Origin of the sequence: Oenococcus kitaharae, from assembly GCF_025758695.1 — a bacterium.
Lineage (GTDB): Bacteria > Bacillota > Bacilli > Lactobacillales > Lactobacillaceae > Oenococcus > Oenococcus kitaharae_A.
Window position 1 is genome coordinate 72424 of record NZ_JANJQP010000003.1, and the last position, 22009, is coordinate 94432.

The window sequence follows — 22009 nt, forward strand, 5'->3', positions numbered from 1 at the left end:
ACTCGAATGCTAGGGAAGTTTTTATCTTTTTCAAAGAAATATTCACTATTATTACTATTTTTAATTCCAATTGCCTCTTTTGTAGAAATATCTGTTGCCTCGATTCTGCAATTATTGACAGATGCTGCTAACGGCAGGGCACATATCACTTATGGTTTATTGGTTCTGCTGGTATTGGCTTATATCGTTGTCGATGCACTCTTTTATTTTTTCAGTTCTTATTTCAGGGAGAAATGGCTGAATTTGACCGCTGCTGCTGTCAGAGCCAGTCTTATGCGCAAATATTTATCTGAGCAGCAAGCACTGGCTTTGAGCCACGATGATAATGAATCCAGCTCTTTCAATCAGTTAACTAATAATATGGCTGTGCTGCAAGACGATTATTTACGTGCAGCTGTGTCTATCTATGCGGAACTATGTCAATTTATCATTGCTATGGCCATTTCACTTTTTATCCAGCCAATGCTCTGTTTGGTCGTCCTGGTGTTATGCTTGCCCGGCCTATTGATTCCGCTTTTAAATCAAAAATTGTTGAAAGCTTCAAAAAAAGATGTCTTGGCTTCCTCAGAAAAATATACGCAGATTTTGCGGAATATCTTAGACGGTTTAAGAACGATTCAGCTTTTTAATGTCAATCAAATTATGCGTCATCTTTTTGACCGGCAAAATCAGGATTGGCTGGTCAAACAAAATAAAGATCAGAAAAATCGCAAGCTAATTGGCAGTTTATCGCAGTTACTTGATAATTTTCTCTATCTCGGTACCTGGGTTGGCGGGATTTATTTCGTCATGAACAAATCAATCTCATTGGGTCAGTTAGTTGCTTTTTCGCAATTGATGATTTTTATCGCTGAACCGCTGCAGTCGGCATCGGGACTCATGGCTGACTATGTGGGAGGTCAAGAACCAGCCAAAAAGATTCAAGCTAATTTCGCCTCTGAGGAAAAAATTCCGGCGGGTCACGCAATCAATAAATTAAAGTCGATCGCCTATCAAGATATTGTTTACACAAAGAAGGATCAGACAATTCTTCGTCACATTAATTTCAAATTTGAGACTGACAAGCATTACTTGATTTTTGGCAAGACGGGTTCTGGTAAGACAAGCCTTATGAATCTGCCTTTGCTGGATAAAAACGGCTATACAGGTAAAATTCTGATTAATGGCCATGATCAAAAAAATATTGATCTGGCAAGTCTGCGTGCTCGTTTGGATGTCGCTGAACAAAGCGGTGCAATTTTCTCGGCCAGTTTTCAAGATAATCTCAGTCTGTTCAGACAAAAATTTTCAAAGAGTCAGCTTCAATCAGCCCTAACGCAAGCTCAATTAAGCAATTATGCCAATGATGAAGCCTTCGCCAAACAACTATCTAGTTCTGGACATGAATTGTCTGGTGGTGAAGCTAAGCGCTTGTTCATTGCGCGAACGCTGTTGGATCATTTTGATTATTTACTTTTTGACGAACCCGCTAGCGGCTTGGACCCGCATACGGCACAAGCGATTGAAGAGATGCTCATGCAGCTGGATTCGGGCTGGACTGTCATTACGCATCACTATAATGAGGCCTTATTTGCCTTTGCTGATCAGATTTTGGTCATGGCTGATGGCAAAATCGCTGTCAGCGGACAACTACAGGAACCGACGATTCAAGCATCTTTGATGCGGCTCAATTTGTTAAAGCCATAAAGTGTTCGTACTCATTAAGCACCATACGAATTAAAATTAAAAAATTCACAATTTTGTCTGTTATATTGTTTACTTTGTAACAAAGTCCGAGTAAAATGTTTGGTGGATATGGAGGTATTCGATATGACAGATCGTTTAAAGGGCAAAGTTGCGATTGTTACCGGCGGCACGCTGGGCATCGGCTTGTCGATTGTTGATTTGTATTTAAAGGAAGGTGCTAAAGTTGTTTTCACCGGCCGGCGTGAAAAAGTTGGTCAGGCAGCTTTGGAAACACTTGGCAATCCAGCTAACGCTAAGTTTGTTGTTCATGATGCTTCTGATGAAGAAGGCTGGAAGAAATTATTTGCGGACACAATTGCTGAATTTGGTGAGGTTGATATCTTAGTCAACAATGCCGGCATTGGCGTTCCCGGAAACGTTGAGAGTACCGATTACGCGCAGTGGCGTCAAACAATGGCTGTTAATTTGGACGGCGTTTACTTCGGCACTCACTATGGTGTGATTAACATGAAGAATCCTAAGAGCGGGGATGCTTCAATTATTAACCTTTCCAGTATTGAAGGTTTGATTGGTGACCCTGACCTGTTTGCCTACAACGCAACGAAGGGTGCTTTACGGATTATGAGTAAATCAGCCGCCTTGTATTGTGCCCAGCACGATTACAATCTGCGCGTGAATACCATTCACCCAGGATATATCAAGACACCATTGGTAGAAGATATGCCTGGTGCTGTGGAAGCCATGAGCGAACGTACCAAGACACCAATGGGACATATTGGCGAGCCTAGCGATATTGGCTGGTTGGCTGTCTATCTTGGCTCTAAAGAAGCTAAGTTTGCAACCGGTTCTGAATTTACAGTTGATGGCGGCTACACGGCCCAATAATTTTGTTGCATTAATATATAGAAAACCGTCCACTAGTTATGGACGGTTTTTATTTTATGGATGTATTGAACCAAGAAAGTGTATGATAAAAAAATCATGTCTTTATTATTGAAGGAGACCAATCATGATGGATGATTCTTTTAACATCGTTTTTATTTTAATACTTGCCTTGGCTATCTATATCAGTAATAGGACACAAGATTCCCCGTTAATGCAAAAATTGCGGTCTTACCGCAGCTACTCGCTTCTTGCCATTGGCGTATTACTATCTTTAGCTCTCGTCCTGCATAGGTACTTTAGCTTTTTGCCACAAGGCCAAGTTGCCTTCGTGTGGCCTGCCATCTTTATTATGCTAGGATTCTTTTATCTGAAAACTGATAAATTAAAGCGTTAAAGATATTTAAAAAGATGAATGTGTTCACTACTTATTGTGCATAGCGAGCACATTTGTCTTAGAGAAGTCCAAAAAATAAAACCGTCCACTAATTATGGACGGTTTTTTCATATGCTATCTTTTTAGAATCCGGCAAACAGCTGATCGATTGTCTTGAATTCATTATCGCTGATATCAATTGATAAAGCATCGGCATTGCTTTTGACTTGTTCAGCTTTACGGGCACCAGGGATCACGACGCTGACATCGGGATCGGCCATGTACCAAGCGATCATGACTTGTGCGACAGTTGCCTGTTTTTTATCGGCAATTTGACGAACTTGATCTAAAGCCTTGATGATTCGGTCAAATTGTTCGGCAGAAAACTGATCAAATTTGCTGGCATCGGCAGCTGTATATTTGTCTGTCAGCAAGCCTGAAGCCAAAGGAAAATATGGAACAAAGGAAATGCCATTCGCCTTGAGATATGGCAGTAGTTCTTTTTCGGCACCACGATGCAGCAGGTTGTAGTTATCTTCAACGATATCTACTTGGCCATCGGCATTAGCTTCTTTGACCTGGTTAAGAGAAAAATTGGAAACGCCAACCGCACGGATCTTGCCAGCTTTTTTCTCGTCTGCTAAAGCTGCCACAGCTTCGGCTTTATCTGTCTGCGCATCTGGGAAATGGATGTAAAAAATATCGATATAATCCGTCTTCAAACGTTTTAACGCATCGTCAACAGACTGTTTTAAAAAGGCTGGTTTGTTATTTAGTTTCAGATTATCTTTTGGGTCTTGAGCTGCTTTACTAGCAATAATGACTTTTTGACGGTCGTTTTTCTGCAAAACATCGCCGATAATTTCTTCAGATTTACCTAAGCCATAGACATAGGCTGTATCCAGCAATGAGATACCATCCGATAAAGCTTCTTGGACCAAGGCGTAACCATCGTCGTCATTGAGGCCTGGAAATAAATTATGGCCACCGACTTTATTGGTGCCAAGGCCTAATTTAGTTGATGTCACATCGCTGTGACCGATTTTTATAGTTTGTACCATTGATTTGCCTCCATTTATTGATAAGTGTATAGCCTTATTATAAGCTTGATGTAAATCGACTTGGCCGCTAAGAAAAGAAAGCGCTTTTTGATTTTGTCTGCCAGCGGGTTTAAACTAATCATATCTTTGATGTTGAGCAGTGAAGACTCATGAAGATTCCAAATATAGAGGTAAACAAATATGTCAAACTGGTTGATTACAGGCTGTTCAAGCGGCCTGGGCTATAATCTGGCTTTAAGTGCTTTGAAAGCTGGCAATAATGTGACGGTCACTGCCCGCCACACGGAAAAAATTCAAGAAATTGTCAATCAATACCCTGACCACGCGATTGCATTAGCATTAGATGTGACCGATCCTGAACAAATTAAGTCGGCCGTTGCTGCTTCCAAAGATCGTTTCGGTGCGATTGATGTTTTGGTTAATAATGCCGGACACGGTTATCGAGCTGCTGTCGAAGAGGGCGGCACAGCCGACGTGGATGAGTTGTTTGAAACGAATTTCTTTGGTCCCGTACGGCTGATCAAGGCTGTTTTGCCTGATATGCGTTCCAAAAAACGAGGTGCTATTGTCAATATTTCTTCGATTGCGGCCAAGAACTCCTTAGCGGGATCCGGCTATTATGCGGCGACTAAAAATGCTTTGGAAGCTATGTCTAAGAGTTTGCGCCGAGAGGTATCACCTTTGGGTATTAAGGTTACGGTTGTAGAACCTGGGGCTTTTCGGACTGATTTTGCTGGTCGTTCCATCAAAGAATCGGCCGCTGTGATTGATGATTATGCCCAGACTGCTGGTCTGCGCCGCAAAGGCATTGACCATAGCAACGGCACACAGCCGGGTGATCCAAAGAAAGCCGGTGACTTACTTGTTGAAGCCGTGCAATCTGATCACACACCTGACATGCTGTTGTTAGGCAGTGATGCGATTAAGGTGGTCAACCATGAGTTACAGGCTGACATTGATGGCTTGAAAGCTTGGGAAGACAAAAGCAAAGAAACTGATTTTTAAATAATAAAAAGGCTGCCTACTGACAACCTTTTTATTATGCCGATCAGGCAAGTTTTTTTGTAATTTCATCCAAAGTTCCCTGAAAACCAAAGATTGGTCCATCGGCTTGGACTTTAAAGCTTTCAGATAAGGATCCTGCATCGTAAGGCTGAAAACCAATTTCTGAAATCAAATCAGTAGCGATTTTTTTAACTTCGCCATCGCCTGCGACAGTCATAACAATTCTATCGGGTGCACCGACCGCTTTAGCTAGGCTGCCTAAATTTGCGACGCCGAAAGTATTGAACGCTTTTGCAACCTCGCTACCACGAAAGTGATTGGCAACCAATTGCGAGCTGGCAATTTTATGTGTGAGTAAGTCTGTGTTTTGCCCATCCCGTTGCGGAAAATAATTGCTGGCATCGATGACTTTTTTGCCTTTTAGCAGATTGCTATCAATATTTTTGATTTGGTTAAAGGGCACAGCCAGCACAATTAAGTCCTGACCGTCTGCAATATCAGCTAAATCAGCTGCTTTGGCTTGAGGACCAAGTCCGGCGACAATTTCTTTTAAGCTGTCAGCGCCGTGGCGATTAGTTAAAGTCACTTCATGGCCGGCTTTAATGGCTAATTCAGCTAGAGCCTGTCCGACATGTCCACTACCGATGAATGCGATTTTCATATGTGTTTCTCCAATCGAATCTGTCCCCATGCCAATTATACTCGGATCAATAAATGACTATCAGCGATTGGTATAACAAAAGTCGTGCAGGGCATTGCTGAAAAAAACTAAGCCAAAGTAATTAATTGATCAATTTCTGGCCGAATTTCTTCATGTAATTGATGAGTAACAAAAATCACAGTCATATCTTGCAAGCTTAAGAATTGCTTTTCTACTTGAATAGCACTTTCGCTTTTCAAACTGTTGGTGCCTTCATCGATTAGCAGAATTTGTGGATTCCGTAATAAACCACGGGCCAGCGCTAAACGCTATCGCTGACCACCAGAGAAGAGCTGACCTTTTTCGCCGACTGAACTATCCAAGCCTTGTTTTTGAGCCATAACGAAGTCAAATAGGTCGTTGCGTTTCAGTGCCTGGAAAATGGCATCGTCAGAGAATTTTTCGCCGAGGGTCAAGTTATCACGGATGGTGCCGTTGAAAACATAGGGAATCTGATCAACATAAGTAATGGTTTTTCGCAGCTGTTCTGAGGAGAGATTCTTTAATTCCTGGCCGGCAATTTTGACGCTACCACTATAATTCAGCAGTTTACCAGCGAGAATATTCAGCAGAGTCGATTTGCCAGCGCCAGATTCACCTGTAATAATGACTTTGCTTATTCAAAGGAAGCTTGATCGAAACCGGCTTCAAAGCTATTTTATCCTGATAGCGATAGCTCAGATTTGTCAGATTGAGTGGCGTCTGCTAGGGGCTTAGTGCTTTGATTGCTGGTATTGAGGCTGGTATCGACACCCAGATGATATTTAGCAAACAAGGGATTCAGGGATTTGACAGAAGTCAGCGTCGGACCTAAGTTAGCTAAGCCGTTAAAGACGTTTGAGGCTAAGGCGCCGGTTGATAGAATTGATCCGATCGGCGTCAGACGTGCTAGTGCTAAGGCACCAGTCCAGGCAATTGTAATCAGTTGACTACCGGCGTTTGCCAAGACACCAATTGACGTGGCAGCTGCTTGTGTACGTCCCAGTTGAACTTTTTTAGCCTGCAGCAGCCGGCCGCTTTTATCGACGTGATTGATAATTCGTTGTGTCAGATTATAAGCAAACAATGTGTCAAAACCATGCAGCATATCATTGACAGAAGCGGCAAAGTTTTCATTGGCCTGTGAGGTCTCGACACTGGCTTTCTTCAATTTTTTCTGCATCAATTGTGGGGCAAAAATAGTGACGACCGACAGCAGCAATGTTAAGACCACCAGTGACCAATGGAAAGACAGCAGGGCGATGATTGAGAAGATGGCATCCAGAGAAACAGAAATAATATCGAAGAAAACACTAAAACCGCCGTTTTCGATCATTGTCACGTCGTTCATCAGCCAAGATGAGTAATCGTCTGAATTTTTGGCATGAAAACGGCTGTATGGCAGACCAGAAATTTGCTGGCTGATATCATGCCGCAAAGACAGGCTCATCTTTTGTACCAGTCTTGCCCGCAGACTATACACGACATAGATCAAAAAAGCGAAAATCACCCAGGTCAAGATCGCCAGGCCTGCCAACAGCAGAAATCGGTTTCGTTGGAAACTGATCAAGCTGTTTAATAGATAGGTATTGATTAAGGCAGCTGCTACTTTGCTGCTGGACATCAAGGCAATTAGGAAAACACAAAATAGTGTACCAGCCCATTGTTCTTTTAAATATTTTCTCATGATGTCATTCCTCACATTTCTTTTAATTATTTAGCATTATGATATATATATATATATATATACCAGGATAATTGTTCATAATATTAACACAAGCGTAGATGATTGAAGCGAGTAATTTCAAATTACAGTACTACTTCAATTGATCGGATTGAAAGTCGCTGTTGCTTATGAGAAAATAGCCCCAATAGTATTTGGCAAAGGACGGAACATGTTTAAGTTTTTGGTTCACACACCAGCAAGTTTGTTATTTCTTTAAGAAAACTATTTTCTAAATTAAATAACAATAAGGTGGGTAACACTCATGAATTTAACTCAGTATTTACGTGAGTTCTCCAAACAGAACGGTTTTTTGTCTGTGTTTCTGATTCTCCGAGATTTTGTTCTCATGTTGGCAGGTCTGGCTTCGGCTAACGCTTTAACAGCCTTGGCCCATCTGCATTTGCAATCTTTTCTGATCTGGATGCTGTTGGAAATAGCCGCTTATACTTTTTACTGTTTCAGCCTCTACATTCAGGATTACTATTCTTCTAAAATTATCCAGCGCATGGATACGGCCATCCGTCGTGATATTGCCAAACGCATTTCGCAAAGCAGTTATCAAGATTATCATGCTAGAAACGACGCTGTTTACACCTCTTGGATGACCAATGATATCAATACGATTAATCAAAATGGTTTTAATAATTTTTACGATCTTGTTGATAACACGGCTAATATTGTTTTTGGTGCGGCAGCCCTGCTCTTTTATCACTACTCTTTTATTGTGACTGTGGCAATGCTGTCGGTGGCGACTTTGCTGGCCCCCAATGTTTTCAAAAAGAGACTGGACCGGACTTCTTTAGAAATGACACAAGGATCAGAAAAATTAACTGACCAGCTAACCGACACATTAGAAGGCTTTAATCCTTTATATATGATGAACCTCACGCGCAGAATTGTTGCCAAGGTCTTGACAGCTTCTGATCATTTAGCCGAAAAAAATAATCACTATGCAAAAATCTACGGCACGATGTCGGCTTCGGTGAACGGCATTAGTGTGGCCAGTCAGCTGATTGTTGTGATTCAAACGGGCATTTTGGTCTTTTTGAAATTAATCCCAATTGGTTCAATTGTCGCCACGGAAAATTTTGCTGGCAGCGTGTTTTCCGGCATTACTGGCAATAGCCAAACATTGATTGCCATGAAAGCAACCAGGCCGATCTTTGACAAATTCAGACAGCTGCCTATCCAGCAACAGCAGTCTAGTAGGCCGGCCGCCCTGCAGCAAAGCATCCAATTAAAAGATGTTAGTTTTTCTTATAAAAATCAGCCCATTCTCAAGCAGGCTAATCTTGTTTTAGAAAAAGGTCATAAAAATGTGCTCATCGGACCCAGCGGTGCTGGTAAATCAACGCTGCTGAATTTGCTGAACACAAAGCTGACGAATTATCAAGGCGGCCTATTATTTGATCACGATAATTATCAGAATCTAAACTCAGCGTCGATTCGTGAACAAATTTATTATCTGGATCAGGATCCTTATATTTTTAATGACAGCTTGGCCAATAATATCACGATGGGTCAAGCAATCGGGGATGATCTTTTAAAGCATACCGTTGAAGAGGCCGGCCTGCAGCCTTTGATTGACCAGCTGCCCGATGGTTTAGACACACAATTATCTCATGATGGCGCTGACCTCTCAGGTGGGCAGAAACAACGGATTGTTTTAGCTCGCGGCCTGGTTTCTGGCCGATCCATTTTTCTTGTCGATGAAGGGACTTCGGCCTTGGATCGGGAAACGGCTGACAAAATCGAAGGCAGCTTGATTAGTAACCCTAGAATCACGCTATTAATGGTGACACATCACTTGAGAGCGGAAACATCTAAGCGGTTTGACCATGTTTATACTCTTCAAGATCATCATGTTTATCTGAAGACAAATTAATTAGGAGGCCCGCAAGTAGCGGGTCTTTTCTTTTGGGGAAATCAGCTCTTTCAATAGATCGGTGCCACAAAAAATCCACTGCTAATCAACAGTGGATTTACTATTATAGAAGTTTATCGAGTATCTGAGAAAGATTCAATTAGACATTTAATGGCTCCAATCTCTTTTGCCTCAGGTATTCCAAGCCGCCAAACACGAGTGTCCAAATAACTGCACCTACAGCTCCAATCATATCCTGCGGGACGAAGAACAAACTAATGAAAATAATCCCGAAAAATGCGATTGTCAATGGACTGGTCAGATGATAGGCAGGCATCAAGAAGCCGTTTGGCAGGAAGTCTTGAGATTCGCGGTATTTTCTGTGTGCCAGCATCGTCAGTGTGTAGACAATGATGTACATGTCGCTAGAGATACCAGTGACAATTGTGAAGACTGAGTCAATTGTGGTCGTTAAACTCATCAAGGGTGTGATCAAGACCAAAGCTGCAGATAGGATAATAGCCGCAGCGGGGACGCCGTTCTTAGAAATCTTCGCGAATGTCTGATACATCCAAGAATTTTCCGGCACTTCAGTTGCTAATTGATAGAAGTGACGGCCAGCCGAGAAGATGCAGCTATTTAAGGATGAAGCAGCCGATGTTAAAACAACAAAATTAATTGTCGCTGCTGCTGCCGGGAATCCTGCTAGTCTGAACACTTGGACAAATGGACTGCTGGTAGGGGAGAGAGATGTCCATGGAATAATACCCATAATGACGATCAAAGCGCCTATATAAAAGAGCAGGATTCGGAGTAGTGTCTCGTTGACCGCTTTTTTGATAACTGCGTGGGGTGTTTTAGCCTCGCCAATCGTGATACTAACAAATTCAATACCTTGAAAGGCGAAGAACACCATGGGAAAAGCAGAAATAAAATTAAATCCGCCGCGGGGAAACAAAGTATAATTTTGAAAAATATTTGATAGTGATGCGTGGCCGAGCGGTGTCGCTGCATGACTGGTCATCATGAAGATACCTGTGACGATCATTGCCAGAATGGCGATGATTTTGATCATGGCAAACCAAAATTCCGCTTCACCGAAGAGACGTGCAGCGATTAAATTGACAGATGCCAAGACGCCTAGAAAAACCAGTTCCACGATCCAGGAAGGTATATTAGGGAACCAGTATTTGACATAACTGGCAGTCGCTGTTAATTCTGCCATACAAACAAAGACTAAGCCAATCCAGTAAGTCCAGCCTGTGAAGTGGCCGGCTGTTGGGCCTAAATAGCGTGATATAAAAGACACAAAAGTATGTTGAGATGGGTCGGAATAAAACATTTCTCCAATGGCTCGCATCATTAGGAAGAAAAACAGACCGAGAATCACGTACACCAATAGTACCGATGGCCCCGTTTTACTAATCGTGCTGCCGGATCCCAAAAACAATCCTGTTCCAATCGTGCCGCCTATAGCGATCATCTGCACATGGCGATTGCTCAATGCACGCCGTGTGCCATCTGGGTTCTTAACAATTTTCGATTTCATCATGGTCCTCCTAAAATAAAAGATAAGTAAGTCCACCAACTTAGATAACTTTTATTTAAGCTAGGTTGTATGATCAAATGACACGTTCATTCATTATTATGTAAGCTTAGCTAACATATTTTGTTTCTTTTTATATGATGGGCGATGTCGTGTTCTGTTATAGGAAATAAAAAGTAGCCACACATAGCTGAATAATGGATTTGACTTGAAGTACACTCCAAGTATTACACTATGTATCGCTGAGAGAAAGGCGGCTATATTAAGCTGGCGACGAAAAAAATGTGCCAGTGCTGCTGCTAGCAACAATCAGCTGTGTGTCTGTCTCATACAAATTTGAATAAATATAACGGAGGTATTAAAAATGACAAAAAATGTTCTCATCATGGCCGCCAATGGCCAAATTTCACAATTAGTCGAAGAAGGTCTTTTAAATGGCAGTCAGTTCTCTGATGTTCATTTAACATTATTTGCACGCCAAAAAAGTCGTTTAGCCAGTAATTCGCGAGTCACTTCGATCACGGGCAGTTTGGACAATCCGGCTGATGTCAAACAGGCGATTGCTGGCCAAGATATTGTTTTCGTCGGTGTTGTTGACCATACACCTGATAATCATCAAACACAGAATGTCGTTGATGCCATGAAAGCGGCTGGTGTTCAACGCTTAATTTATGCGAATGTGCTCGGTATTTATGATGAAGTGCCTGGCGCATACGGTAGATGGAATAAGAGCGCTATTGGCAGCGGGCTGGCATCAGCACTTAGATCCGATCAGATCATGGAGCAGTCAGGTCTCGCCTATACGACATTGCGTCTGCCTTGGCTAAACGATCGTGAAGTCAAATACGAAATTACGCATAAAGACGAACAGTATCTGGGTGTTTCTGGATCACGGAAAAGCATTGCAGACGTTGTTTTGCGAATAATTGCTGATCCGGACTTTTTGAAAAACGATAGTGTTGGCATTGCTGATCCGGCCACGCAAGGACAGACCCGTCCGGTTTATTAACTATCAAAAACTAATTGAACATTTTTTCACTTGTGAAAAAAATTAAATTCTGTTTGACAATACAATTAAAATATATTTTTCACTATCAAATAAATAATATAAAATATTTGTAAAAAAACATGAAATTTTGAATGTTTTTTTGAAAAATTTATGCCCTAATATTGATTGACAAAAATTCCTGACGTCGCTATGCTGGTCTATCATGGAGATTTTTATAATTGAGTAAATACGATAAACTTTTCGAAAAAATCACATTAGGCAATGGCACGGCAGTTCAAAACCGATTTATGCTGGCACCCATGTGTGACGATTCTTCTAATGGCGGCAAGGTAACTGATCAGCAGGTTGAATATCTGCGGATTCGCGCAGCAAACGTCGGCGTGGCCGATACGGGCTATGCTTATGTGAATGATTCTGGGATCCAGATTCAGGGTCAATTAAGTGCAGCTCACGATGATGACATTCCCGGTTTGACTAAACTGGCAGCTGCGATGAAGGCTGGCGGAGCCAAAGCTATTTTGCAGTTTTCTCATGCAGGCCGAGATGCGATGGGCTCGCAAAAATATGGGAATCGTGTCTATGCGCCAAGCAAGGTCGATTTTCCTTGGGTTCATTATGACTTTGATGAAATGAGTCAAGCCGACATTGAGCAGGTGCTGGATGATTATAAGAATGCGACAAGGCGCGCGATCGAAGCTGGATTTGATGGGATTGAAATCCATAACTGCAACCACGATTTGCTGCAGCAGTTCTTCTCTACCTATTCAAATCGCAGGACTGATAAGTGGGGCGGCTCATTGGAAAAACGAATGGCTTTTCCATTAGCCGTATTGAAAAGTCTGAAAGAGGCTGTTGCTGAAGCTGGTAAACCTGATTTTATCATCGGCTGGCGTATCAGTCCTGAAGAGCGTCATGGCGATTCAGTTGGATATGATGTGGACGATATGATTGCCCAAATGAAAGAAGTCTTTAAGATCGGGATTGATTATTTGAATCTGTCGTTGAATTTGGCTGCTGGCTACAATAATGCCAAACGCCTAGATTACAACGCTGTTCCAGTTGGACATACGAAAAGATTCGCTACTATTTTCCGCGAACTAGCCGGTAACGTACCAGTCTATGTCGGCACAAATATTTTCACTGCTGACCAGGCCATGGATGCCGTTGATGACGAGAAAGGCCAATCCGGTGTCTATGTTGGCCGTGAAATGCTGATTGACCCGGAATTTGTTCTTAAGATCAAAGAAAATCGTGAAGATGAGATCGTTCGAACGACTACCATTCAGCACTTAAAGGATGTTAAACTGCCTGATGGTTTCGTTGACAATTATGCTGATACCGATGGTTCGACACGCAGCGTTTCCTATCGTAAGGGTATTCCGCTCCCAGGATTGGATTAAAAACAAGTATTTAGCTGCTATAAGTTTTTGATTAAAGACAACGCCCTAGACAAGGCTTGTCTTTTTTTGTGCCTGTAATGGGCCGTAGTTTGTCATAATTAGTTTAGAGACTAATTGACGTTCTTGAAAGTAGGTACAACATGAAAAATGCTAATAAAAATACATCCGGGCAAAAGAGTTTGGATGAAATAAACGGCAGTATCAAAGTACCTCAGAACGCTAGTTTTTTCCGTACCTTGCTGGCTTATACAGGCCCCGGTGCCCTGATTGCAGTGGGATATATGGATCCTGGAAACTGGATCACGTCTATTGCGGGCGGTGCACAATTCGAGTATGTATTGTTATCTGTGATTCTTTTGTCCAGCTTGATTGCAATGCTTTTACAATCAATGGCCGCCAAACTCGGCATCGTGACCGGCAAAGACCTCGCTCAGCTGACACGGGATCGGACATCAAAAAAAGTCGGCTTTATTCTGTGGGTGATTACAGAATTGGCTATCATGGCGACCGATATTGCCGAAATTATTGGGTCCGGTATTGCTTTACGCTTGTTATTTAATATCCCGATCATCATCGGAATTCTGATTACCGCTGCTGATGTTTTGCTGCTGCTGGTTCTGACCAAATTAGGTTTTCGAAAAATTGAAGCCATTATTGTCACGCTGATCACCGTGGTACTGCTGGTCTTTGCTTATGAGGTTTTCTTATCCCAGCCGAATATCGCCAAAGTAATTCAAGGTTATTTACCAACAGAACAGATCGTGACAAACACGCCCATGCTTTATTTGGCATTAGGTATTGTCGGTGCGACGATTATGCCGCATGATTTGTATCTTGGTTCTTCTATTTCTCAGACGCGTGCCATTGACCGCGAAGACAAAAAATCTGTTGCTAAAGCCATTCGTTTTACAACCATCGATTCCAATCTGCAGCTGACAATTGCTTTTATTGTGAACAGCTTGCTGCTAGTCTTGGGTGCGGCACTTTTTTACGGTACAAATAGTGATGTCGGCCGCTTTGTCGATTTGTTTAATGCCTTGAATAATAGTCAGATTGTTGGTGCGATTGCCAGCCCGGTATTGAGCATGCTTTTTGCGATTGCCTTATTGGCTTCCGGACAAAGTTCGACAATAACAGGTACCTTGGCCGGACAGATCATTATGGAAGGTTTTATCCATTTACGGATGCCATTGTGGGCTCAACGCTTGCTGACACGTTTATTCTCGGTAACACCGGTCTTGATTTTTGCGATTATTTATCGCGGCAGCGAAGCACGTTTAGAAGAACTGCTGACCTTTTCACAAGTTTTTTTGAGCATCGCCCTGCCTTTTGCGGTCGTCCCATTAGTTATCTACACGAACGATGAAAAATTGATGGGTTCTTTCAAAAATAGCGCTTGGGTCAAATGGGCAGCCACGATTGCGACGATCGTTCTGATTATATTGAATGTTTACTTGGTATTTCAGATTTTTTAATCGGAAACACATTTCCGAAGGTGACTTTGCGGTTTTTCATTAAAAAATGTGTGAAACTAATTCTATGAAGATTATTAATCCTAAATTAATCATTTCGGCCGTTGCCCCAAAACAGTACCCAGACGGTCAGTTACCAGAGGTCGCTTTTGTCGGCCGGTCCAATGTTGGCAAATCAACTTTAATCAACACTTTGCTGCAGCGTAATGGCTTGGCGCATACCAGCAGCCAGCCCGGTAAGACACAGACTTTGAATTTTTATAATTTGGACGAAAAACTGTATTTTGTCGATGTTCCCGGCTACGGTTATGCCAAAGTCAGCAAGACGCAGCGCGAACAATTCGGCCAGATGGTCGAGGCTTATCTCAGCAGCCGTAAACAATTGCGTGGGGTGGTCAGCTTGATGGATGCTCGGATGGAACCAACTGAAGACGATAAACTCATGTACAATTGGCTGGCCTACTATCAAGTGCCGATTTTAGTGGTTGCGACAAAAGCCGATAAAGTGGCTCGCGGCAAACACAACGCAGTCGAATCCCGCATTAAAAAAAGCCTGAATTTTCAGCCCCAATCCAGTTCACTAGCCTTGTTTTCAGCGGTTGAAAAATTCGGCAGCCAGGAAATCTGGGACTGGATTCAGAAACAAAGTGGCGTTGTCTGAGGCAGGCTGAGTTCCTACGATCGCAGCTTATAATTTCCAAACTTGTATTGTCAAATCATTGATTTCGGCTTTTGAGCCGTTCTCTTGATAATCGTTAGTCAAGAGAAGTTTGGCTTGATTGAAATTTACATAACTGATTTTTGTTTTTAAATCTATTTTTTGACCCGATGCATTTAGAGCAATCAGAAAATCATGATCCAAGGTATAAACAATCAAAGATTTTGTGCCGCTATCCCGAAACTTCACATGTCGATCAATTTCATCGTAGCGGCTTAAGCGCAGCTGAGTCGTGGACTTTCTAAAATTGATCAGCTGTGTCAGAAGTTCAATTGATTTGTGCTGTTTTGACAACAGATCCCAATTAATGGCATTAACAATATCTGGTGCATTGTAAGAATTAGCGTTGCCATGTTTGGATCGTAAGAATTCCTGTCCGGCAGCGATTAACGGAATGCCCTCTGATAAATAAATAATGGCGGTAGCGAGTGTATCTCTCAGATAATGATGGTAGGGATCATCCTGCGGATTCGTTAAAGATAATTTGTCGTTTAAAGTCAAATTATCATGAACTTCGACATATTGAATCAGCTGCGCGGCGTTTTGATAACTGCCATTGCTTGCATGCCCAAGAATGGATTTTTTGAGTTGTTGTTCGACTAAGGGCTGGTAAGGACCGTTAACAAAGCCGCCCTCTTGGGAATCGCCATCACCCTTTACAGCATCACGCATTTGATCAGAGAAGAAAGCAATTCCGGGCAGGACATCGGCATTTTGTTGAGTGGCTCTAAGCTTTTCGGGAAGAGCTGTGTTCATGTTCCATCCTTCGCCGTACAATAATATTTTTGGATCAATTTCATCCATAGCATGACGGATTTTGGTCATGGTATCAACATCGTGGATACCCATTAAATCAAAACGAAAACCATCAACGCCAAAATTTTTAACCCAATAACGCACGCTGTCAATCATAAATTTTTGGAACATGGCACGTTCTGAAGCGGTATCGTTGTTGATGCCGCTGCCGTTTGAGAGGCTGCCATCAGGATTATGCCGGAAATAATAACCCGGTACTGTCGCGTCAAGGCTTGATTGATCAACTAGGAAAACGTGATTGTAGACAACATCCATAATCACACCAATACCTTGGTCGTGGAAACCTTGAATCATTTCCTTTGTTTCGATCAGTCTGCAGTAAGGATCATTGGGATCGCTGGCGTAAGAGCCTTCTGGAACGTTATAGTTTTTAGGATCATAGCCCCAGTTATATGTTGTTGATGGATTATTTTCGTCGACAGTTGCAAAATCAAAAAAAGGTTGTATCTGTACATAGTTAATACCAATCTGCTTAAGATAGTCGAGTCCAGTTGCTTTAGAAGAAGTTGGATTTGTACTGCCAGTCTGAACAGCCCCTAAATATTTTCCTCGAAACTGCTGGTCGATTCCAGAGCTGGGGCTGATCGTAAAGTCACGAATATGAAGTTCATAAATCATGGCATCAACAGCTCGGTTGACTCGTTTAAAATGGCTGACATGAAAATCAGCCGGATAACTTTTGGATTGATTGATAACGACAGAACGGTCGCCATTAGCTGTCACTGCAAAAGCGTAAGGGTCCCGGCTCTCTGCTATGCGGCCATTTTTGAAAAATAAGCGAAAATTATAGATCATCTTGTCGTGGTCGCCTGCCAGATAAAGTATAAAAATGCCTCGTTGTTTGTCTGATCCGCGTTGCATATGATAAACAGTGCCATCGAGCATTGGCTGTTTAGCATTCCCGTAGACGATTAAATCTACTTTAAGGGCAGTTGGAGCCCATAATTTAAAGCTAGTGCCGGCAGCTGTGTAATGTGCACCCAAATCACTGCCTTTGTATTTAAATTTGTTATCGAATGCTTCTGATTGAATTTCTGAGAATAGGGATACTTCTGTTGTCATTTGAGATCCTTTATAAAAATTGCAGCATCATAAGGCTGGAGACTGATCTGCTGGCTGAGGCGAGCATTTGGAAAATTGCTGATTAGTAATCGCCAAGAACCGCAGAGTAGAGATTCAGGAAGCTCAAAAAGTGCTGGCGTATCAGTTAAATTAGCGAAAATGAAAGCCATTTGTTTTTCTGATTTTCGTACGAACGCCATGACTTGCGGGTCTTCAGCTTCGACTGCTGTAAACTCCCCTGTGTGCAAAGCACTCTGATCATGTCGCAAGCGAACCATGCGGCGATAATAATTTAAGAGTGAATCCTCCTCTTGGTCTTGGAGAGTTGCGTTGATTTTTGTATAACTGGGATTGGTCTTTATCCAAGGCCTGGCAGTCGTGAAACCGGCATTTTTGGCGTTATCCCATTGGAAAGGCGTACGGCTTTGATCACGGTTCCATAATCGCAAATCGGCGAAGATTGCCTGTTCATCCTTTCCTTCTGCGAGTTCGGATTTAAAACGCATTTGAGCTTCGGGATCGTTGATTTCCTGCATATTTTTAAATGGAAAACTCGGAATTCCGATTTCGTCTCCGAAATAGATAAAAGGTGTGCCCTGCAGTGACAATAAAATTGTCGCTAAGGCCTTGCCGGATTTCGCACTTTTATCATCTCCCCAATTCTGTAAAGCACGCGGTGTATCGTGATTGGAAAGATAGGGGCTTCCCCAACCGTATAGGCGCAATGCGTTTTGCCAATGAAAGACTGTTTTCTTAAAAACTTGAAAATTTCCTTTGCTGCGGCCTTTTGAATCAATGCCATCGTGCGAATTTTGTTCTAGTTGAAAGATGGAATTAAAATAGCCGTTACTGCCAGTCCACAATTGCGCTTGAGAAGAACTCACGCCATTAGCTTCGCCAACTGTAAAAATTGGATATTGTTGAAAGAGATTTTTTAATAATTGCAGGTATTCTTCCAGGCCGGCTACATTCGTATGTACACGCCAGGGATCGCCGCCGTTTTCTTTGCTCATGCTGGACATGGATTTGCTGAAGGGCATTTTTTTGAGGTGCGAAATGGCATCCAAACGAAAACCATCAATGCCTAGATCAAGCCACCATTTAATAGCAGATATAATCTCATTTCTCAGTTTTGGATTCTGCCAATTCAAATCCGGCATTTTGGGATTAAAAATGTGGAAATACCATTGTTTTAGCGCTGGTACAAAAGTCCATTCCGACTGGCCGTCCCAATTATGCCAATCATTAGGTACTTGATCGGCTGAACCATCCTGCCAAAGATAATAGTCATGATAAGGGTTGTCTTTGGATTTGAGAGCCTCTTGAAACCATTGATGCTGGTCGGAGGTGTGGTTGATAACCAGATCCATGATTAAATGAATATTGTTCTTATGGAGTTTGGCTAACAATTCTTTGAAGTCTGATAGGCTGCCAAATACAGGATCAATTGATGTGAAGTCGGAAATATCGTATCCATTATCAACTTTGGGAGACTTGTATATTGGATTTAACCATACTAAATCAACACCAAGTTTTTTGATGTAATCAATCCGGTCGATAATACCGTGTAGGTCACCGACACCGTCATTATTAGAATCTTGAAAACTCATTGGATAAATTTGATACCCAATAGCGTTTTTCCACCAAGTGCGTGATTGTTCGCTTGTCATTTAGTATGATCTGCTTTCATGATTACAAATCCCTCTGAGAGAATTTCAAGCTGCTTGTCCGACCTGATCTGGTAACGATTGCCGATCAAAACGTTTGATTCGGAGATTGTGAGATCATGAGTTTCTATGGACCAAGTTTTTTGGCTGCCATTGAAGAAACTGTTGATTTTTTCCTTTCCTAATAAACGCCCAAAAGCAAGGAAACGATTTTCAGCAGGAACTTTGTCCCAAAAGATTTTTCCCTCAGACAAAATTTGCCAGTTATCATGGCGCAGCGCAATCAGCCGTTTCATAAAATCGTACATATTCAGATCTTGCTGCTGTTTGTCCCAGACCATTGGCCGACGACAATCGGGATCTTCTTTGCCGGCCATGCCGTACTCGCTGCCGTAATAAATATCCGGTGTACCGGGTTGCAGGAAAAGAAAGGCAAAGGCAGATTTGACCAGATTCATGTTGCCCTTAGCACGTGTCTTGATACGCATCGTGTCATGCGAATCCAACAGGTTCAACATCGCCTCGTTCGTTTGGTCGCGATATTTCATCAAGCGGTCATTATATTGAGAAACTAATTGGCTGGCGGTAATATCTTGATCTACAAAATAATGGTTAACATCAGACGTTAGACCATAATTCATGACTGAATCCATTTGATCACCGTTCAGCCAGGGACCAGCGCTATGCCAAATTTCACCTACGATGAACACTTCAGGATTAATGGATTTGATTTTGCTACGGAATTGACGCCAAAAATGATGGTCAACTTCGTTTGCCACGTCTAAACGCCAGGCATCAATTTGAAATTCTTTGGTCCAATATGCGGCTGCACCGATCAGGTAATCCTGAACTTCGGGATTAGCGGTATTCCATTTAGGCATATCCTTGGTAAATGCAAAACTTTCATAATTTTTATCAGGCCGGTAAGCAAGTTCAGTCTCATGGAAATGGATAGGAAAATCGTGGAGCACAAACCAATCAGCAAAAATCGACTTTTGACCGTTTCGCAAAACATCTTGCCACTGTGCACTTTCTTCCCCACCATGATTAAAAACGGCATCCAGCATAATTTTCATGCCATGGGCGTGAACGGCATCTATTAATTTTTTGAAAACATTCTTGTCACCAAAAGTTGGGTCTATTTCCAGATAATCGCTGGTATTATATTTGTGGTTGCTAGGGGATTTAAAGATGGGTGTCAAATAGATACCATTGATACCCAGATCAGCTAAATCGTCCAAGTGATCGATGATTCCTTGCAAATCGCCACCATAGAAATCCTGGCTTCCGGGGCGATTGTCGTTCCAGTTCTTTGTTTTCCTGGGGTTATTATTAGGATTGCCATCAGAAAAACGATCCGGAAATATTTGGTACCAAATCGTTTTTTTGACCCATTCGGGACTTATGACTCGGTCGATTTCATGCATATAAGGCAGGCGAAAATAATTCGTGGCAACATCTGAGCGGGCACTAGGACTGTCAATAACCAATCCGCGATCACCATATAAATATTGATTGTCTGAAAAATCTTCCACTAGAAAACCGTATGCCGGTAAATGTCCGATTGGCTCTTCAATGGTGGCTGTCCAATAATCAAAATAATCAGACGACAGGTACTTCTGCATGGCACTGCCATCGCCATCGTACCAGTGTGTGTATGAGCCTTCAACAAAATTGCCATATAGGAGCGACACTTTTTTAACATCACCAGCTGCGGTGCGTAATCGTAATCTCAGATGGTCTCGATCACCATATAAAAAAGCGTATTCTGAATCTGCCCTGTGGTAAACAGCTGCTGTGTTCATTAAATAATCCTCTTGTGATTTCCCTGCCCATCAAAAAAATGTGCCTTATTAAGATTCATAGCTAAAGTGATAGTCTCTCCAACTTTGGCGTTATCGCGTTGGTTCACTTTTACAACAATATTTTTACTTTTCTGGCTATTGACATGCAGCAAAGCTGTTTCGCCTAATAATTCCGAAAGTTCGATTTGAGCTGTAAAAACAGCTTCCTTATATGCCTGTAAGGCAATATCTTCAGCGTGTATATCTTCTGGCCGGATTCCGAAAAAAATATCCTTTTTGTCATAACCAGCTGCATCTAGCTGCTTAGAAATACCCTTTGGTAATTTGAATTTAATCCCTTGCCCATTATCGATGGTTCCGTTATCATAAATTACTTTAAAGACATTCATTTCTGGGCTGCCGATAAATGTCGCCACGAATAAATTGGCAGGATAGTTGTACATGTCTTCGGGACTAGCCACCTGTTGGATATTGCCGTGATCAATTAAGACGATCCGATCTGCTAAAGTCATTGCCTCTGTCTGATCGTGAGTCACATAGATCGTTGTTGAACCGATCTTTTTGTGCAAGTCGGAAATGTTTGAGCGGGCCTGCACTCGCAATTTAGCGTCTAGATTTGAGAGCGGTTCGTCCATCAATAGAATTTTGGATCCGCGTACAATCGCGCCAGCAATCGCGACACGTTGTCTTTGGCCGCCTGATAGATCAGCTGGTTTTCGATCCAGGAAATCATCCAATCCTAAGATATTCGCCGTTTGTTTCACGCGCTGATCTAATTCCGCTGAATGAATTTTGGCGATTCGCAAAGGGAAAGCAATGTTTTCGTAAACAGTTAAATGCGGATAAAGCGCATAGTCCTGAAAAACCATCGCGATTCCTCGATCTTTTGGCGGAATATCATTCATCCTTTGGCCATCAAAATAAAGATTTCCGCGCGAGATTGAATTAAGCCCGGCAATCATTCGCAGTACTGTGGATTTTCCGGATCCTGATGGGCCGACGAAAACAATAAATTCCTTATCATGGATTTCTAGGTTGTAATCACTGATCGTCGCAGTACTTTGGCCTGGATAGATTTTTGCTATGTGTTCGAGTTTAATTTCCGGCATCTTCCAATACTCCTCATTTGATAGTTTATATGAAAGCGCTTACTTATACAAGTATTTCGATCTGCAACTGTGCTAAAAAAGTCAGCATTTGATGATTTCAAGTCTTTTTGCTTTACAAAACTTGCA

19 protein-coding genes are annotated in these 22009 nt (G+C 42.1%); 9 read left to right on the forward strand and 10 right to left on the reverse strand.

The window, feature by feature from the left end; translation table 11 throughout:
- Positions 1-6: 6 nt before the first annotated feature.
- From NRF22_RS06600 to NRF22_RS06610, 3 genes are all read left to right on the forward strand, one after another.
- Positions 7-1686 (forward strand): ABC transporter transmembrane domain-containing protein, encoded by a 1680-nt coding sequence (locus tag NRF22_RS06600; protein WP_263779798.1) that lies wholly within the window; start codon positions 7-9, stop codon positions 1684-1686.
- 123 nt (positions 1687-1809) lie between these two features.
- Positions 1810-2571 carry an SDR family oxidoreductase gene (locus NRF22_RS06605; RefSeq protein WP_263779799.1) on the forward strand — a complete coding sequence of 254 codons (762 nt, stop codon included), beginning with the start codon at positions 1810-1812 and terminating at the stop codon, positions 2569-2571.
- Positions 2572-2695: 124 nt separating this feature from the next.
- Positions 2696-2965, forward strand: a complete 270-nt coding sequence (locus tag NRF22_RS06610; protein WP_263779800.1) for a hypothetical protein — start codon at positions 2696-2698, stop codon at positions 2963-2965.
- A 122-nt stretch (positions 2966-3087) separates the two neighbouring features.
- On the opposite strand, the gene NRF22_RS06615 is transcribed toward NRF22_RS06610, so the two are convergent.
- On the reverse strand, positions 3088-4005 hold the full coding sequence (locus NRF22_RS06615; protein ID WP_263779801.1) for an aldo/keto reductase: 918 nt from the start codon (positions 4003-4005) through the stop codon (positions 3088-3090).
- Between the two features lie 180 nt (positions 4006-4185).
- Between NRF22_RS06615 and NRF22_RS06620 the strand changes: the two genes are divergently transcribed.
- The gene (locus NRF22_RS06620; protein WP_263779802.1) at positions 4186-5010 is read left to right on the forward strand and encodes an oxidoreductase; all 825 of its coding nucleotides are present in this window, start codon (positions 4186-4188) and stop codon (positions 5008-5010) included.
- Between the two features lie 43 nt (positions 5011-5053).
- Here NRF22_RS06620 and NRF22_RS06625 read toward each other — a convergent pair whose 3' ends face one another.
- From NRF22_RS06625 to NRF22_RS06640, 4 genes are all read right to left on the reverse strand, one after another.
- Positions 5054-5701 (reverse strand): NADPH-dependent F420 reductase, encoded by a 648-nt coding sequence (locus tag NRF22_RS06625; RefSeq protein ID WP_412178723.1) that lies wholly within the window; start codon positions 5699-5701, stop codon positions 5054-5056.
- 77 nt (positions 5702-5778) lie between these two features.
- Entirely contained in the window at positions 5779-5910 is a 132-nt protein-coding gene (locus NRF22_RS06630; RefSeq protein WP_263779804.1) for a hypothetical protein, read from the reverse strand.
- Between the two features lie 69 nt (positions 5911-5979).
- Complete coding sequence (locus tag NRF22_RS06635) at positions 5980-6330, reverse strand: ATP-binding cassette domain-containing protein (protein ID WP_318528721.1); 351 nt, start codon at positions 6328-6330, stop codon at positions 5980-5982.
- Between the two features lie 38 nt (positions 6331-6368).
- A complete protein-coding gene (locus NRF22_RS06640; RefSeq protein WP_263779805.1) occupies positions 6369-7376 on the reverse strand; it encodes an ABC transporter transmembrane domain-containing protein in 1008 nt (335 codons plus the stop codon).
- A 301-nt stretch (positions 7377-7677) separates the two neighbouring features.
- Here NRF22_RS06640 and NRF22_RS06645 point away from each other — a divergent pair, with 301 nt between their 5' ends.
- Positions 7678-9300, forward strand: coding sequence for an ATP-binding cassette domain-containing protein (locus NRF22_RS06645; RefSeq protein WP_263779806.1), 1623 nt, complete (start codon positions 7678-7680; stop codon positions 9298-9300).
- Between the two features lie 139 nt (positions 9301-9439).
- Here the strand turns inward: NRF22_RS06645 and NRF22_RS06650 are convergent, their stop codons facing one another.
- Positions 9440-10828, reverse strand: coding sequence for an amino acid permease (locus NRF22_RS06650; protein ID WP_263779807.1), 1389 nt, complete (start codon positions 10826-10828; stop codon positions 9440-9442).
- A 361-nt stretch (positions 10829-11189) separates the two neighbouring features.
- Between NRF22_RS06650 and NRF22_RS06655 the strand changes: the two genes are divergently transcribed.
- From NRF22_RS06655 to yihA, 4 genes are all read left to right on the forward strand, one after another.
- Complete coding sequence (locus NRF22_RS06655; RefSeq protein WP_007745363.1) at positions 11190-11834, forward strand: NAD(P)H-binding protein; 645 nt, start codon at positions 11190-11192, stop codon at positions 11832-11834.
- A gap of 218 nt (positions 11835-12052) precedes the next feature.
- Positions 12053-13234, forward strand: a complete 1182-nt coding sequence (locus tag NRF22_RS06660; protein WP_263779808.1) for an NADH-dependent oxidoreductase — start codon at positions 12053-12055, stop codon at positions 13232-13234.
- 140 nt (positions 13235-13374) lie between these two features.
- On the forward strand, positions 13375-14709 hold the full coding sequence (locus NRF22_RS06665; protein WP_007745365.1) for an Nramp family divalent metal transporter: 1335 nt from the start codon (positions 13375-13377) through the stop codon (positions 14707-14709).
- A 64-nt stretch (positions 14710-14773) separates the two neighbouring features.
- Positions 14774-15367: a ribosome biogenesis GTP-binding protein YihA/YsxC gene (yihA, locus tag NRF22_RS06670; RefSeq protein ID WP_263779809.1), complete on the forward strand. Its 594-nt coding sequence runs from the start codon at positions 14774-14776 to the stop codon at positions 15365-15367.
- Positions 15368-15394: 27 nt separating this feature from the next.
- Here the strand turns inward: yihA and pulA are convergent, their stop codons facing one another.
- Genes pulA through NRF22_RS06690 form a run of 4 tightly spaced genes read right to left on the reverse strand, consistent with a single transcriptional unit; the run spans position 15395 to position 21883 of the window.
- Positions 15395-17302: a type I pullulanase gene (pulA, locus tag NRF22_RS06675; protein ID WP_263779810.1), complete on the reverse strand. Its 1908-nt coding sequence runs from the start codon at positions 17300-17302 to the stop codon at positions 15395-15397.
- Positions 17299-18972: a glycoside hydrolase family 13 protein gene (locus NRF22_RS06680; protein ID WP_263779811.1), complete on the reverse strand. Its 1674-nt coding sequence runs from the start codon at positions 18970-18972 to the stop codon at positions 17299-17301. Before NRF22_RS06680 ends, pulA begins: the two co-directional genes overlap by 4 nt.
- Complete coding sequence (locus NRF22_RS06685; protein WP_263779812.1) at positions 18969-20774, reverse strand: glycoside hydrolase family 13 protein; 1806 nt, start codon at positions 20772-20774, stop codon at positions 18969-18971. Before NRF22_RS06685 ends, NRF22_RS06680 begins: the two co-directional genes overlap by 4 nt.
- Positions 20774-21883 carry an ABC transporter ATP-binding protein gene (locus NRF22_RS06690; protein WP_263779813.1) on the reverse strand — a complete coding sequence of 370 codons (1110 nt, stop codon included), beginning with the start codon at positions 21881-21883 and terminating at the stop codon, positions 20774-20776. Before NRF22_RS06690 ends, NRF22_RS06685 begins: the two co-directional genes overlap by 1 nt.
- Positions 21884-22009: the final 126 nt, after the last annotated feature.

What these genes read in the sequence shown, in the direction of transcription:
- NRF22_RS06600 (WP_263779798.1), top strand. Translation starts at nt 7, where the DNA reads ATGCTAGGGAAGTTTTTATCTTTTTCAAAGAAATATTCACTATTATTA.
- NRF22_RS06605 (WP_263779799.1), top strand. Translation starts at nt 1,810, where the DNA reads ATGACAGATCGTTTAAAGGGCAAAGTTGCGATTGTTACCGGCGGCACG.
- NRF22_RS06610 (WP_263779800.1), top strand. Translation starts at nt 2,696, where the DNA reads ATGATGGATGATTCTTTTAACATCGTTTTTATTTTAATACTTGCCTTG.
- NRF22_RS06615 (WP_263779801.1), bottom strand. Translation starts at nt 4,005, where the DNA reads ATGGTACAAACTATAAAAATCGGTCACAGCGATGTGACATCAACTAAA.
- NRF22_RS06620 (WP_263779802.1), top strand. Translation starts at nt 4,186, where the DNA reads ATGTCAAACTGGTTGATTACAGGCTGTTCAAGCGGCCTGGGCTATAAT.
- NRF22_RS06625 (WP_412178723.1), bottom strand. Translation starts at nt 5,701, where the DNA reads ATGGGGACAGATTCGATTGGAGAAACACATATGAAAATCGCATTCATC.
- NRF22_RS06640 (WP_263779805.1), bottom strand. Translation starts at nt 7,376, where the DNA reads ATGAGAAAATATTTAAAAGAACAATGGGCTGGTACACTATTTTGTGTT.
- NRF22_RS06645 (WP_263779806.1), top strand. Translation starts at nt 7,678, where the DNA reads ATGAATTTAACTCAGTATTTACGTGAGTTCTCCAAACAGAACGGTTTT.
- NRF22_RS06650 (WP_263779807.1), bottom strand. Translation starts at nt 10,828, where the DNA reads ATGAAATCGAAAATTGTTAAGAACCCAGATGGCACACGGCGTGCATTG.
- NRF22_RS06655 (WP_007745363.1), top strand. Translation starts at nt 11,190, where the DNA reads ATGACAAAAAATGTTCTCATCATGGCCGCCAATGGCCAAATTTCACAA.
- NRF22_RS06665 (WP_007745365.1), top strand. Translation starts at nt 13,375, where the DNA reads ATGAAAAATGCTAATAAAAATACATCCGGGCAAAAGAGTTTGGATGAA.
- yihA (WP_263779809.1), top strand. Translation starts at nt 14,774, where the DNA reads ATGAAGATTATTAATCCTAAATTAATCATTTCGGCCGTTGCCCCAAAA.
- pulA (WP_263779810.1), bottom strand. Translation starts at nt 17,302, where the DNA reads ATGACAACAGAAGTATCCCTATTCTCAGAAATTCAATCAGAAGCATTC.
- NRF22_RS06680 (WP_263779811.1), bottom strand. Translation starts at nt 18,972, where the DNA reads ATGACAAGCGAACAATCACGCACTTGGTGGAAAAACGCTATTGGGTAT.
- NRF22_RS06685 (WP_263779812.1), bottom strand. Translation starts at nt 20,774, where the DNA reads ATGAACACAGCAGCTGTTTACCACAGGGCAGATTCAGAATACGCTTTT.
- NRF22_RS06690 (WP_263779813.1), bottom strand. Translation starts at nt 21,883, where the DNA reads ATGCCGGAAATTAAACTCGAACACATAGCAAAAATCTATCCAGGCCAA.